15 protein-coding genes are annotated in these 13146 nt (G+C 37.9%); 7 read left to right on the forward strand and 8 right to left on the reverse strand.

Features of this window, described 5'->3' with window-relative positions; all coding sequences use genetic code 11:
- Together EV200_RS17035 and EV200_RS17040 are read right to left on the reverse strand one after the other, a co-directional pair.
- On the reverse strand, nucleotides 1-1736 hold a 1736-nt coding region (locus EV200_RS17035; RefSeq protein WP_317126504.1), incomplete at its 3' end, for a hypothetical protein.
- Between the two features lie 7 nt (nucleotides 1737-1743).
- Nucleotides 1744-2250, reverse strand: coding sequence for a T9SS type A sorting domain-containing protein (locus tag EV200_RS17040; protein ID WP_132534795.1), 507 nt, complete (start codon nucleotides 2248-2250; stop codon nucleotides 1744-1746).
- Between the two features lie 194 nt (nucleotides 2251-2444).
- Here EV200_RS17040 and EV200_RS17045 point away from each other — a divergent pair, with 194 nt between their 5' ends.
- Together EV200_RS17045 and EV200_RS17050 are read left to right on the forward strand one after the other, a co-directional pair.
- A complete protein-coding gene (locus EV200_RS17045) occupies nucleotides 2445-3152 on the forward strand; it encodes a glycosyltransferase family 2 protein (protein WP_132534797.1) in 708 nt (235 codons plus the stop codon).
- A 2-nt stretch (nucleotides 3153-3154) separates the two neighbouring features.
- The gene (locus EV200_RS17050; protein ID WP_132534798.1) at nucleotides 3155-3529 is read left to right on the forward strand and encodes a DUF2304 domain-containing protein; all 375 of its coding nucleotides are present in this window, start codon (nucleotides 3155-3157) and stop codon (nucleotides 3527-3529) included.
- Here the strand turns inward: EV200_RS17050 and EV200_RS17055 are convergent.
- From EV200_RS17055 to EV200_RS17080, 6 genes are all read right to left on the reverse strand, one after another.
- Nucleotides 3526-5874 carry a tetratricopeptide repeat protein gene (locus EV200_RS17055; protein WP_132534800.1) on the reverse strand — a complete coding sequence of 783 codons (2349 nt, stop codon included), beginning with the start codon at nucleotides 5872-5874 and terminating at the stop codon, nucleotides 3526-3528. The genes EV200_RS17050 and EV200_RS17055 overlap by 4 nt on opposite strands.
- 106 nt (nucleotides 5875-5980) lie before the next feature.
- Nucleotides 5981-6397: a GtrA family protein gene (locus EV200_RS17060; RefSeq protein ID WP_132534802.1), complete on the reverse strand. Its 417-nt coding sequence runs from the start codon at nucleotides 6395-6397 to the stop codon at nucleotides 5981-5983.
- 204 nt (nucleotides 6398-6601) lie between these two features.
- Nucleotides 6602-7030: an EamA family transporter gene (locus EV200_RS17065; protein ID WP_132534804.1), complete on the reverse strand. Its 429-nt coding sequence runs from the start codon at nucleotides 7028-7030 to the stop codon at nucleotides 6602-6604.
- Nucleotides 7031-7080: 50 nt separating this feature from the next.
- Complete coding sequence (locus tag EV200_RS17070) at nucleotides 7081-7347, reverse strand: DUF3072 domain-containing protein (RefSeq protein ID WP_132534806.1); 267 nt, start codon at nucleotides 7345-7347, stop codon at nucleotides 7081-7083.
- Between the two features lie 144 nt (nucleotides 7348-7491).
- A complete protein-coding gene (locus tag EV200_RS17075; protein WP_132534808.1) occupies nucleotides 7492-8598 on the reverse strand; it encodes a porin family protein in 1107 nt (368 codons plus the stop codon).
- Nucleotides 8582-9169, reverse strand: coding sequence for an RNA polymerase sigma factor (locus tag EV200_RS17080; protein ID WP_208864569.1), 588 nt, complete (start codon nucleotides 9167-9169; stop codon nucleotides 8582-8584). The genes EV200_RS17075 and EV200_RS17080 overlap by 17 nt, the downstream gene beginning before the upstream one ends.
- Before the next feature lie 216 nt (nucleotides 9170-9385).
- Between EV200_RS17080 and EV200_RS17085 the strand changes: the two genes are divergently transcribed.
- From EV200_RS17085 to EV200_RS17105, 5 genes are all read left to right on the forward strand, one after another.
- Entirely contained in the window at nucleotides 9386-10240 is an 855-nt protein-coding gene (locus tag EV200_RS17085; RefSeq protein ID WP_132534811.1) for a hypothetical protein, read from the forward strand.
- 2 nt (nucleotides 10241-10242) lie between these two features.
- Nucleotides 10243-10611, forward strand: coding sequence for a c-type cytochrome (locus tag EV200_RS17090; RefSeq protein WP_132534813.1), 369 nt, complete (start codon nucleotides 10243-10245; stop codon nucleotides 10609-10611).
- A 2-nt stretch (nucleotides 10612-10613) separates the two neighbouring features.
- Nucleotides 10614-11156: a YceI family protein gene (locus EV200_RS17095; RefSeq protein ID WP_132534815.1), complete on the forward strand. Its 543-nt coding sequence runs from the start codon at nucleotides 10614-10616 to the stop codon at nucleotides 11154-11156.
- Nucleotides 11157-11206: 50 nt separating this feature from the next.
- The gene (locus tag EV200_RS17100) at nucleotides 11207-12133 is read left to right on the forward strand and encodes a DUF5777 family beta-barrel protein (protein ID WP_229676684.1); all 927 of its coding nucleotides are present in this window, start codon (nucleotides 11207-11209) and stop codon (nucleotides 12131-12133) included.
- 606 nt (nucleotides 12134-12739) lie between these two features.
- Nucleotides 12740-13096 (forward strand): hypothetical protein, encoded by a 357-nt coding sequence (locus EV200_RS17105; RefSeq protein WP_132534818.1) that lies wholly within the window; start codon nucleotides 12740-12742, stop codon nucleotides 13094-13096.
- The last annotated feature ends 50 nt before the right edge of the window (nucleotides 13097-13146 follow it).

Below are 13146 nucleotides of genomic sequence, written 5' to 3' on the forward strand. Positions count from 1 at the left end.
AAACCTGTAGCACCAGTTGAGCCTGTAACTCCAGTTGATCCGGTGGCACCCGTAACACCAGTCGCGCCTGTTACACCTTGAATACCCTGAATGCCTTGTAAACCTGTAGCACCAGTTGAGCCTGTAACTCCAGTTGATCCGGTGGCACCCGTAACACCAGTCGCGCCTGTTACACCTTGAATACCCTGAATGCCTTGTAAGCCTGTAGCACCAGTCGAACCTGTAACTCCGGTTGATCCGGTAGCACCAGTTGCTCCCGCTACACCTTGAATACCCTGAATGCCTTGTAAACCTGTAGCACCAGTCGAACCTGTTACTCCGGTTGATCCGGTGGCACCTGTAACACCAGTTGAACCTGTTATACCTTGAATGCCCTGAATACCTTGTGCACCAGTAGCTCCTGTTGAGCCTGTAACTCCGGTTATACCTTGAATTCCCTGAGTACCTTGTGCACCTGTAGCACCCGTTGAGCCTGTAACTCCGGTTGATCCAGTGGCACCTGTAACACCTTGAATTCCTTGTAAACCTGTAGCTCCAGTTGCACCCGTATCACCAGTCGAACCTGTAACTCCGGTTGATCCAGTGGCACCTGTAACACCTTGAATTCCTTGTAAACCTGTAGCTCCAGTTGCACCCGTATCACCAATTGCTCCTGTAACTCCGGTTGCACCCGTATCACCAGTCGAACCTGTAACTCCGGTTGATCCAGTGGCACCTGTAACACCTTGAATTCCTTGTAAACCTGTAGCTCCAGTTGCACCCGTATCACCAATTGCTCCTGTAACTCCGGTTGCCCCTGTTATACCTTGAATGCCCTGAATACCTTGTGCTCCAGTAGCTCCTGTTGAACCAGTCACACCAATTGCCCCTGTTACACCTTGAATACCCTGAATGCCTTGTGCTCCAGTGGCTCCAGTTGCACCAGTATCACCAATTGCTCCTGTAACTCCGGTTGCCCCTGTTATACCTTGAATTCCTTGCGGACCGGTTGCACCTGTAACACCACGAGGTCCCTGAGCTCCGGTTGCACCATTATCTCCATTTAATCCATTCAAACCGTTAATACCAGCCTCACCTGTTGCGCCTGTTGCTCCCCTAGTACCTTGTGGCCCAGTAGCTCCCGTAGCCCCTATTAAACCCTGTGGTCCAGTTGCACCTGTAACACCACGAGGCCCCTGGGCTCCGGTTGCACCATTATCTCCATTTAATCCATTCAAACCGTTAATACCAGCCTCACCTGTTACGCCTGTTGCTCCCCTGATACCTTGTGGGCCAGTAGCTCCTTGTGGTCCGGTTGCACCTGTCGCACCAGTAGCACCTGTTGCTCCTCTAGAACCAGGTCCTGAATTAAAGGCATAAGTTGCATAAGGAACACTTAATAATTTAGCTGTTCCCATATCAACATATCCCGAACCTGTATTCAGTTCGGTTTGGATATATTTTTGTGCAGCCGCCCAATCTATGTTATTAAAAACACCACGAGCTACAGTACCTGCACCAATCTCAATGGCAAATGTTCCAAATTGATTGGTGGAAACGTTATGCGTTTCCTGATAATCGATATTTCCCGTAGCTGAGCCACTTCTTACAGAAATACGAATGCCCAAATTGTTATTTGACAAAATGGTACCATTGTTGTTCCGGGCTACGCCCTGATACTTGAAGGCCTGGCTTTGCGCCTGAGCCACAACAACGGCAATAAATAAGATGAGTGTTAATAGAGATTTTTTAATCATGGGATGATTATAGTTTGATTAATTTTACAGAGCCTTTAACTAGTTCATTTCGGACAGCGATATAATAATTACCGCCTTTAAATTGCGAAATATCCAGATCAAGGTTTAAGCTAAAGTCTTTGGTATATTTTATGGATTTACTGAAAATTGCCCTACCGCCTGCATCATATATATCAACAGTGTAATCGCCGTCAGGCATATTTCGAAGATCTAACTTTACCGTATTTCCTGTAGTAGGATTCGGATAAACTGAAAGTTCTCGTAAGACTACAGCAAATGGCCTATTAATAACCTGATCACCTTGAATGAAACCTGTAGTTAAAGTCCTGTCAATAGTAGAATTTTCCAGAAGCGCAATCATAGGTTCACCTATGGTATAAACCAGGGTTATATTATTTGCTGTTGAACTTTCGCCTGCAGACGCAATTACAGCGCGGTCGAGGAATTGGCCAAATGCTACGTTACCACATAGCAAGGCCATAGAAATTGTGAGTAGAGTTGAGAGCTTAATCATATTTTGAACTCAAAAGTAAAAAAATATTATTGTATATTACAAAAAAGATTACAAAAAAAAGATATTTTTTTTCGCTCCTTAAAACTACTTTTTTTTCTATGCGATATGCTATGTAAAGTAATTGGAAATTGATAGCGTTTATATGAATATCTACTTTTATTCATTACTTTCGCTACAATAATTAGCACTGATAAATGACGCTCAAAATTCTTATTATCATTCCATGTTATAACGAACAAGTATCGTTACCTATTCTCCTTCAAGAAATTAACACGCTTTCGCTTCCTACAGAATATGAGCTGGACAAGATCATTATTAATGATTGCTCTAAAGATAAAACAAGTGAAGTTGCAAAAGCAAATGGCGCTAAAGTACTTGATTTGACATGTAATCTGGGAATAGGCGGCGCAGTTCAAACCGGAATCAAATATGCCATAAAACATAACTTTGATTTTGCCGTACAAATGGATGGTGACGGACAACATCCACCATCCGAACTGATTAAATTATTGGAGCATCAGAAATTAACTCAAGCAGATGTCGTTATAGGATCAAGATTCATTGACAAAAAAGGTTTCCAGTCATCGTTTATCAGGAGAATGGGTATCCGGTATTTTTATGGACTTAACCGGCTTTTTACGCAAAAATCCATTTATGATAGTACTTCTGGTTTCAGACTTCTGGCGCGTAAAGCCCTGAATTTGGCGGCTATAAACTATCCTGACGATTATCCTGAACCGGAATCTCTTGTTATTTTTTCGAAGGCTAATTTATCCATAAAAGAAGTTCCAGTAACAATGCGTGGACGTTTAGGTGGAAAATCTTCTATTGGAAGCGGTGCTTCCGTATTTTATGGTTTTAAGGTAAGTCTTGCCATGCTTTTCTCCTTTATCAGAAACTAATTATGACTCGTATACAACTGCTCACCATCCTGGTAAACTTTATTTTTATTGCTTACATCGCAAGACTGATTATTAAAGGCAAATTACGCGAAGAATATGCCATTATCTGGGTAATCTGCACCATATTACTAACCATATTTTCATTCTGGCCGAATGGTCTGGAGATTATGGCCAAATTGCTTGGAGTATTTCAGGCACCCAATTTGTTGTTTACCGGTGCCATCTTTGCAATCCTGATTTACCTGGTGCATATAAGTGTGGTGTCATCAAAGCTACACAACAACATCAGAAAACTTACGCAGGAAATGGCTCTGCTTAAGCAAGAACTTGAAAAGGAAAAGCAAGAAAATAAACACCCTCAAAAGGATCCGGATTAATTTCTTTTCTTGCCTTGATATGCCGCGGCAAGATTATTTTTCAAAAGGGAATTAGATGGATTAAGCTGTATACCCTTCTCACCTGCCATTATTGCTTTATCATATTCTTTTAAACTATTGTATGCAGCGCAAAGGTTATTATAGGCAATATCAGATTTTGGATTACTTTTTAATGCCAGCTTTGCTTCTGCAATACATTGCTCAAATCTTCCGCTATTATAGTATTCCAGGCTTTTATTGATATGCCTTGCCTCTCCTGATTTATCTATTCCTAAAGATTGATCACTTGCAGCGGATAACTGACCTTTTTTTGCAACCTCCAAATTATTTGAAGCCAGTGTGAATCCTGGATTTATTGCCAATGCTTTCTCTAACACCGGAATGGCTTTTTGATATTCTCCTTTAAGATTATAAGCTGAGCCCATATTATTATAGGCTTCTGCAAGCTTTGGATCAAGTGTGATGGCCTGCTTACAGGCGTCTATACATTCATCAAATTTTCCTGCAGCATAATATTGAAGACTGAGGTTAAGAAAGTTCAATGCCGAAGGTTTCTCTTTCGCTAATTGCTGCGCCATTTCTAATTCACCTTCTTTTTTCCTGCCTGCTTCCAGATACCTGGATATTATTTGATTTTGAGGACTATATTTAAGTGATTCAATTGCTAATTTTTCCAGCTTATCCCATTGACTGGTTTTTTGGTAAGTATCCATCAGCAGAAAACGTGCTTCGAGATGCGATGGGGATAAGGCTAAAACCTTAAGTAACTCAGCTTGCGCAGTATCATATACCTTTTTCTGATATAGATATTTTGCATAGTAAAAGTGAGTGTCCGGATAATTTTGCCCGTACTCAATTCCCTTTTTAAAATAGAAGGAAGATTGATCGTCATGCCCTGTTGCGGCTTTTAATATCCCCATATTGATATAGATATTAGCATAAGTAGGTAGCATTACAAGGGCACGTTCAAAATAAACTGAAGCGGTTTTATAATCTCCCTGTGCCATTTTAGCGAGGCCATAATTCATTAACCCCCGGCCATTTAAAGGACTTTTAACCGTTACATCATACCATAAACTTTCTTCATCCTTCCAGATTTTATTTCGTTCATAAGTGGCAGAAGCGTAAAAAGGCAACAATAAAAGTGGAATAAAGGCAAATACATAGGCATATTGAAATCCTTTTTGATTTAATTTTGCTATCCCCCACTGTATGATGAGTGCCAGTGTCCAGCATACTGAAAAAATTAGTCCGATAAATGGGAAAAACATCCTATGATCATTTAATACTTCCGCCAGTGGAATAATGCTGGACGTAGGGATCAAAGCCAGAAAGAACCATAAAATTCCGAAAGCTATTGGTCTGCGTGTTTTATTTGATGATGTTATCCAAGCAATATATAGCATTACGATAATAAAAGTTATCCCTATGAAAAAACGGATATCCTTAAATGATGTCAATAAGTTCCAATCTGTATCAGCACTTAAGCCTGTAGGTAAAAAAAGAGTGTAAAAATAATGTGTTATAACAAAGGGTTGAGTAATAAGGTATCTCAGTGGTGAACTTCCACCCGGTTCCCAGGTTTTAGGGGTAAATTTATCAATGAATAAATATAGAGCCAGGCAAAAAATAAAAACGGGGCCTACTTTTTTAAATAATCTAAATAATTTTTGATGATTAATCTTGAGGAATATATCACGAATGCTCATTTCCTCTTCAAAAAACAAAATGTAAAAGAAGAATATTGGAGCAAACATCACTGTTGTTGGCTTTGCTAAAGCACCTAATAAAAGTGGTAGAAAATAAATATAATATTTCCTGCAAAATGGAGAATAAAGGTAAAGAACAAAGGCCAAAACAACACCAAAAGTAGACCAAATGTCTGATCGTGCAATTACATAATTAATGGTTTCTGCAATAGCCGGATGCAATAAATAAAGTGCTACGCCTCCTAATGCGGCATAAATCCCAATATTTGTAGGCACTGCCTCGTTATAAAGTTTTTTATAAAGGAAAAACATCAGTACGCCTTGCAACAGAAATAACACAAAACTAGACAGGTGGAAATAAAAATAATTATATCCATTGCCTAACCAATAATCAATAGCTAAAGTTGTACTGACTACTGGTCGATAGGACTGATTTTGTGGCAGGTTACTACTGGTGGTACCATCTTTAAAAAATAGCGGAATATTAGAAAGGTTTCTGATGTAGACATTATTTTCTACAGCATGTGAATCATCAAAATGAAAACCATTCTGAAAATGGTTGGAATAAGTGATGGCTGTAGTTAATAATACAAAACTCAGCAAAAGGTAGATAAGTAAGCTAGAGAGCGGTTTCATAGTAATAATAGAAATCTTAAAAACAAAAAGTAAGCATAACAATTAATATTTTTTGAATGGTTTAATCCATTTGTATTGATTTTTTTGATCAAGAGCTTTACTGAAACTAACTTTGCATGGCATCTGATGGTTTAAAGGCAAATAAAGAACTTGCTAAAAAGCTCCAGTTAAAAACCACCACTACCGCAATTAATTTACTAATATACAATCCGAAACCTCCCCAATGAGTTAAGATGTAAACAGTTGCTGTGTTCAGTAGTAAACCTATAGCGCAAATGCATACAAATCTGATAAAACGTTTTGTCCCTTCTCCCTTTACCGCACCGAATGTCCAGTAATTATTAAGCAGGAAATTACAAATAGACGAAACCAAAAAACCTAAACTACTTGAAATTAAACCATTTAAACCTAGTCCATTATGAAGTAGCCAGGTTAGAGAAAAATCGATTAAAACAGAAATTCCGCCAACTGTTCCAAATTTTAATAAATTAAAAAAATTGATTCTGGAAATGTTAAACCTCACTTTATATGCTAATTTGCTCTAGCAATAATACAAATTTAAACTAATACTCAATCGATCCCTTTAACATTACGGCTTCTTTTGATGTGAAGATTCTAATTAAATGGCTATGATAAAAAAAAGCCAGTCACCTCTTGGTGACCAGCTTAATAAGTTTACCTATTTAATATTATACTGGCTTATTAATGATGACCATTACTCTCCAAGCTATTCGCCAGGATCTGATAATGCAATTAACATAGCGCCGCCGATAATGGCAATTCCTCCTACAACAATCTGCCAGGTGATTTTTTCTTTTAAGAAAAAAATGGATAATATAATGGCAAATATTAATGAAGATCGTTCTATGGTAGCTACATAAGATGCAGGCCCCATTGACAATGCTTTATAAGAAAACAAGGTAGAAAGAGAAGTAAAAACACCTGCAGCAAGTAAAAAAATCCAATCATTTTTTTCTATACCTTTCCAATCGCCAACATTCCCTTGATAAATCACTACCCCCCAAGTGATGAGTAAAATTAATACCGCCTGAATAGCAAAGGCTAAACTTGAATCTACATTTTTTAAACCAGCTTTGGTTAATACAATGACCAAAGCTGCTGATATGGCGGCAAGTACTGCCCAAAGTATCCACATGTTTTATATTATAAATTAAGTTTAATATGAATAATCACTTAACCAAATGATTATTCTTCCAGGCCCCTACCTGTTTTATGTTGCAATTCGTCAATGCGTTTTGAAGCTTCTGATTTGCTTAAGGTATCATCAAACGTTTCCCCTGCTTCATCAGAAAGTGTTTTAAGATAAGATTGTTGTGCACCTGTCATGGGTTCATCACCTGTAGTCCATTCATCTGGATCTTTAATGGTATTGGATCCTTTGGCTTGATGATTGTTAATTTCGTCAGCATTTGCCTGCCCGTTTTCTATTGGTTGCTCGTCTTTGTTTATCATTTGTTCTTTATTTTAGTTTATATAGGAACAAATGTTTTGAATCAAAAGTTTGCTAATGTCCTCCCTTTGAAAGATGAATTTTAAGAAAAATAAGAGGTTATTAATAATTATGGATCCGTAGAAATTTAAATACCCTTTACGAATTTAGTTGTTGCTTAAACTTTTTATGTTAAAAAGCACTGATATACCTGCAGAGCTAAGATTACCCTCATACTTCCCGATACCTGTTAAAGGAACCTTTAAAAATGGTTGTAAGCCAAGGCTCAAACGTGAATTTACTTTTCGCTCAACACCTACTGAAAAATTGGCGATACCCATGAAATACTTATTGCCGGTAACTTCTTCATTGGTCACCATTGATGCCGGGCCACTGGTTAACTGATATTTCTCATTTAACATGATGTAGCTGGAAAGCCCGGCACTCACGTTAACAGCAAGGCTTCTTTTCTTAAAAACCTGATAATTTAGATTAACAGGTATATCCAGTACTTTACAATCCGCATTTACCTGCCATGGTCCGGCACTATAACCAGATGATGAAGTTCCAAAGCCATTATAATCATATATTTTTTTAGCATAAATGACTCCTGTTGATAAACCTATTTTTTTGGTCAACGCATAATTGATCATGAGGCCAAAATTAGTACTGACTTTATTGCTTACACTTGAGCTGGTAGAAGAGATATCAGGAGCAGCCATCACCGTTAAAGAAAGTCGATTCGGGGTAATGCTGTTCCGCAATTCCTTTTCTGATGGTCTTAGCTTACCTATGCTCAAACCTGCAGGCAGTTTACCATCTGTTTTCAGCTGCGCCAGTGATACACTATTAATCCCTTCCCCATCTATAACAACCTTTGATAAAACAGGTTGTAAGTTTCTGATGGCAGAATCAGGGATATTGGCCAATGCATGCTGATCAGTAATAATTGGAGCCTGATTCTTAATGAAAGGCTTTTTTTCATCATCATGAATCAACGTATCAACAAGAGCATTTTTAGGTGCGACCAAAGGTTGGTTCTTTTCGATCCGGCTTACCGTATGATTATTCTTGGGCGTATTAAAAAAAATAAAAAATATTAAAATAGATGCGGCTGCAGCAGCGCAAAGGCTCCACCAAAGTGGGAAAATTGTTTTTTTATCTTGCTGATCAAGTTTTTTGGACATCTCTGCCCAGTCTGGTTCATGAAAGGGAATATCAATCTCATCCAACCCCTCTTTAAACAACTTATCCAGATTATGCTCGTCTTTCATTTTTGCTTATATTTTGTTCATGGTTAGAAACAACCTTCATTTTTGCATTCAGGGGTTCCATATCCCTGATCATCTCCTGGAGCCTTTGTCTGGCTTTAAAGAGGTTGGATTTAGAACTGCCTACCGAAATATTTAAGGTTTTTGCAATCTCATCATGTGAATAGCCATCAATGGCATACATGTTAAAAACAATCCTATAACTTGGTGAAAGGCTTTGTACTAACATCAATAACTCTTTGTAAGCCATTTGCTCATACACAATGGCTTCCTTACCATTTTGCTCATATTCGCTAATATCATCATAGGTGGTAAAGCGCAAATTTGCCCGATAGTGATCTATCGCCGTATTAACCATGATTTTACCAATCCATGCTTTAATAGGCTTAGCAGGATCATACTTATCTATATTATTAAAAATTTTCAAGAATCCGTTATTCAGTACATCAGCAGCTTCAAAATCACCAATGGAATATCTTTTACATATCCCCATGCAGTAACTGTAAAATTCTTTGTATAGCAGATGCTGACTGGCCCTATCCTTTCTGATACATCCACTAATAATTTCTTTCACTAACAAGTTTATGTTATTGTTTTGGTCTTCTTTATACACGGTATACGGGACAAGTACACAAAAGGTTGCCAAAACTAATCAAAATACTTCAAAAGAATTTAATTAGCTGGATGTTAGCCATTTTAAAAAAAATTAAATGATTTGAATACATCCAGGCAACCTTTTGCCAAGCAGAGCCGTAATCCTGATAATTAAACAATTTTAAAAATTATCTCTATGAAACTTAAATTCAAGAAAAGCTGGTCTTTATTTGCGCTCTTATTTATCACCGTACTTTCTTCCTGCTCAAAGAACAATGTTGCAGATCCCAACCCAACAATGGTGACGGGTAAAAAAACATTGAAAACAGTTTCAAATGCAAGCTTTGGAACGGTTATTACCGATGGAGATGGCAGAACATTGTATTTCTTTTCTTTGGATGCCAATGGTACTTCCGCTTGTACCGGTGGTTGCGAAACGGCCTGGCCAGTGTTTTTAGCTGAAGATTTAAGCAACGTACCGGGCTTAAACGCAACAGATGTTTCTACCATTACCAGAGCAGACGGAAAGAAACAAACTACTTACAAAGGCTGGCCATTGTATTATTATGCGGGTGATGTGGCACCTTTAGATATTAAGGGTGATGCTTCCGGAGGCACCTGGTTCGTTGCTAAACCAGACTATTCGGTAATGCTGGCAAGTACACAACTGGTGGGAAACGATGGAAAAAACTATCTCGAAAATGCTAAAGTTGGTGATGGCATTACACAATACCTTACAGATGCGTCTGGCAGAACACTTTATGCCTTCGCTCCAGACACTTATAATGTAAATACTTACACCAAAGCAGATTTGAGTAATAATAGCACTTGGCCGATTTATGAATCGGATGTTTTAAATGTGCCTTCTGTACTTTCAAAAAATGTGTTCATCCAGATTACTGCTGTAGGAAAAAAACAGCTGACATACAAAGGGCATCCGCTATATTATTTCGGACCTGATGCTAAGCGTGGCGATACGAAAGGCGTTAGCGTACCAAGTCCAGGCGTTTGGCCTATTCTAACAAAATCCACCATTGCCTTAAACCTATAACTATGAAAAAAAATCAGAGATTAATCTACGTTGCCCTTGTCATTGTATACATCCTATTGAGCAGCAGCTGCTCTAAAAGACAGGCCGACGAAATTGTTCCGCAAACCTCTAATCCAGGTGGTGGAACATCAACGGTAACTTATACCAATTTCACGCAAGCACTTATTCAAACCAAATGTGCGGGGTGCCATGGCACAGGAAGGTCTGCTGCATCCATATGGACTTTCAACGGCTTGGCATCAATTACCAGTAATGAAACCCGAATTAAACGGGTAGTACTGGAAACCAAATCAATGCCTATAGGAGGTTCATTAACAGCCGCTGAACTGGCTTCATTAAAAGAATGGTTTGATAACAAAATGCCTAACTAACTATGAAAAAAATACTCTTTTTAGCAGTGATGGGGCTTTTCTGCCTCCCTGCCTTCTCGCAAATCATCAGCACCAACAAAGCTCAGGTATCTTTTTATTCTAAAACACCTTTAGAAGATATTGAGGCTAAAAGTGTCACCGGAAATTCAGTTATCGATGTAAAAACTGGAAAGATTATCTTCAGGGTAAGTAACCGTTCCTTTGAATTTCCTAAAAAACTCATGCAGGAGCATTTCAATGAAAACTACATGGAGTCTGAAAAATACCCTACTTCTGAGTTTAAAGGAACACTATCTGCCCCTATTAATTTGGCAAAAGATGGACTTATCAAAATGGATGTAGATGGAACGCTTAATGTTCATGGTGTAACTAAACCATGTAAAGCAAAAGTAGATATCCTTGTTTCAAAAGGAACAGTATCTGCAACCTCAACTTTCAAAATTAAGATAGCTGATCATAAAATTGATATTCCGACGATTGTTTTCAAAAAGATTGCAGAGGAAATTGATGTGCGTATTCAGGCCACCTATTCAGAAAAGAAATAATGAAAAAAAATACAAACAAACTCAGACTATGTATATCACTTCTGTCCATAATGATCTCATTTAATGGATATGGGCAGGATGACTTAGAAAAGGCAATGGCTACTTCTGGTGGAAAAAGCGAAAAGGTGATTGCAACTTTTAAAGCTACTAAACTAATCAACGGCCATACCAATGAAACACTTTACAAACATGAACTTGATTTCAAGGTTGATCACCGCTTTGGTGATATTGCCGGAAGCAATGGCGGAATTAAAAAGTTTTTCGGGCTGGACAATTCAACAGATGTGCGGATTGGATTTGAATACGGCGTGACCGATAAACTAACCATCGGACTTGCCCGTGCAAAAGGTGCTACTGCTGTACAACAGCTTTATGAAGGAAGCCTTAAATATCGTTTACTGGAACAAACCGTTGACGATAAGGTGCCTTTAGCGGTAACACTATTCGGAAGTAATACCATTGCTGCAGTAGAAGCAAATAAAGATGATCCTACTGCTGCCACATCGTACCGGAATTTCGGGGAACGAATGAACTGGGTAGCACAAATCATCCTGGCTAGGAAATTCAGCTCAAATTTATCTTTTAGCCTAACGCCAAGTTATGTTCACCGAAATCTAACCACTTTCAGGGATCCGAATGACCTGTTTGCTATTGGTGCAGGCGGAAGATTGAAGTTCACAAAACGTATGGCTTTGGTCGTAGATTATTTTCTTCCTTTCCGAAATAAAGCCGATAAAGAATATGTAGAGGCACAAAGGGCTACAAAATTCTATAATCCACTAGGTGTTGGTTTAGAAATGGAAACCGGTGGCCATGTATTCCATATCAATTTCACCAATGCAACAGCTATTCAGGAGATGCAATTTATTCCCGAGACTACAAGTTCCTGGCTAAAAGGGCAGTATCGCTGGGGCTTTAGCATCTCCAGAAGATTTTCTTTTGATCGTAAAAAAGCAAAATCTGAAGGCAAGGAATAAGGAGTGATCATGTTAACATGAATAAATTACGATAATAATATGCCTTAAGATACTATTTGAACGGGTTATTTATGTTTTAACCACCTCGCCCTTAAGTACCCTCCGATGCATTGGAGGGAATGGCGATCGTAATTCCCCTTTTTCAGAGGGGTGGTCGCAGACCGGGGTATTTAAATCGATTCATAATTATCGAATTCAATTATTTGCTTAAAATGATGTGATTTATTTTAACCCCCGATTCGATAAGGATCGGGGGTTATAACGTTTTATATATCTAATAGATTGAAGTTTTGTGAATCTAAAAAAATATAAATTTTATCAAACAATATCCATTTATAGTGGTTCTTATACTACATCTACCTAAAAAATTGATCGTATACTTTGGTTAGTTGACCGATCTGAATATTTTAAGGCCACTTGGAAACCAAGTGGCCTTATTTATTATTTAATCTGCAATTAATGATGTATAAATGAATCATTATTAACTTGATATTAGTAATTAATGGTTAATTTTTCATCTCCCAATTGTATCTTTTCTTGTTTACGAAAACTTTTTATAACCGAGAATCGTTTTGGATGATAGAATTTCAATTAACTATAAATTACATGCACATACATAGGGGAAAATTGCTGAAATCAATTATTCATAAAAGCAATATATCAATCTTCGATTTATCTAAAACACTCTCATACTCTATAGATGCTATTCATCATCATATCGAAATGGAGACTCTTGATTTTAAACTCCTGATGGCTTATGGTGAGGTTTTAAAATATGATTTTTCGGTAGATTTCCCTGAAATGGTGTTAAGCATAGCCTCAAAAGAATCGCAGCATGCTGAAGTCATGAATTATGATGAATTATTAAAAGACCGCGATCACTGGAAACTCAAATACATAGAACTTCTTGAAAAGCATAATGAACTTTTAATTCGCAGACTGAATTTTCCTTCATCAAATTAACAAATCCTGGCAATTAGGATTTCTATATCTTATTCTGCATTGATCAAAAT

The organism is Pedobacter psychrotolerans (genome assembly GCF_004340665.1).
Classification (GTDB): domain Bacteria; phylum Bacteroidota; class Bacteroidia; order Sphingobacteriales; family Sphingobacteriaceae; genus Pedobacter; species Pedobacter psychrotolerans.

What these genes read in the sequence shown, in the direction of transcription:
- EV200_RS17040 (WP_132534795.1), bottom strand. Translation starts at nt 2,250, where the DNA reads ATGATTAAGCTCTCAACTCTACTCACAATTTCTATGGCCTTGCTATGT.
- EV200_RS17045 (WP_132534797.1), top strand. Translation starts at nt 2,445, where the DNA reads ATGACGCTCAAAATTCTTATTATCATTCCATGTTATAACGAACAAGTA.
- EV200_RS17050 (WP_132534798.1), top strand. Translation starts at nt 3,155, where the DNA reads ATGACTCGTATACAACTGCTCACCATCCTGGTAAACTTTATTTTTATT.
- EV200_RS17055 (WP_132534800.1), bottom strand. Translation starts at nt 5,874, where the DNA reads ATGAAACCGCTCTCTAGCTTACTTATCTACCTTTTGCTGAGTTTTGTA.
- EV200_RS17065 (WP_132534804.1), bottom strand. Translation starts at nt 7,030, where the DNA reads ATGTGGATACTTTGGGCAGTACTTGCCGCCATATCAGCAGCTTTGGTC.
- EV200_RS17070 (WP_132534806.1), bottom strand. Translation starts at nt 7,347, where the DNA reads ATGATAAACAAAGACGAGCAACCAATAGAAAACGGGCAGGCAAATGCT.
- EV200_RS17075 (WP_132534808.1), bottom strand. Translation starts at nt 8,598, where the DNA reads ATGAAAGACGAGCATAATCTGGATAAGTTGTTTAAAGAGGGGTTGGAT.
- EV200_RS17085 (WP_132534811.1), top strand. Translation starts at nt 9,386, where the DNA reads ATGAAACTTAAATTCAAGAAAAGCTGGTCTTTATTTGCGCTCTTATTT.
- EV200_RS17090 (WP_132534813.1), top strand. Translation starts at nt 10,243, where the DNA reads ATGAAAAAAAATCAGAGATTAATCTACGTTGCCCTTGTCATTGTATAC.
- EV200_RS17095 (WP_132534815.1), top strand. Translation starts at nt 10,614, where the DNA reads ATGAAAAAAATACTCTTTTTAGCAGTGATGGGGCTTTTCTGCCTCCCT.
- EV200_RS17100 (WP_229676684.1), top strand. Translation starts at nt 11,207, where the DNA reads ATGATCTCATTTAATGGATATGGGCAGGATGACTTAGAAAAGGCAATG.
- EV200_RS17105 (WP_132534818.1), top strand. Translation starts at nt 12,740, where the DNA reads ATGCACATACATAGGGGAAAATTGCTGAAATCAATTATTCATAAAAGC.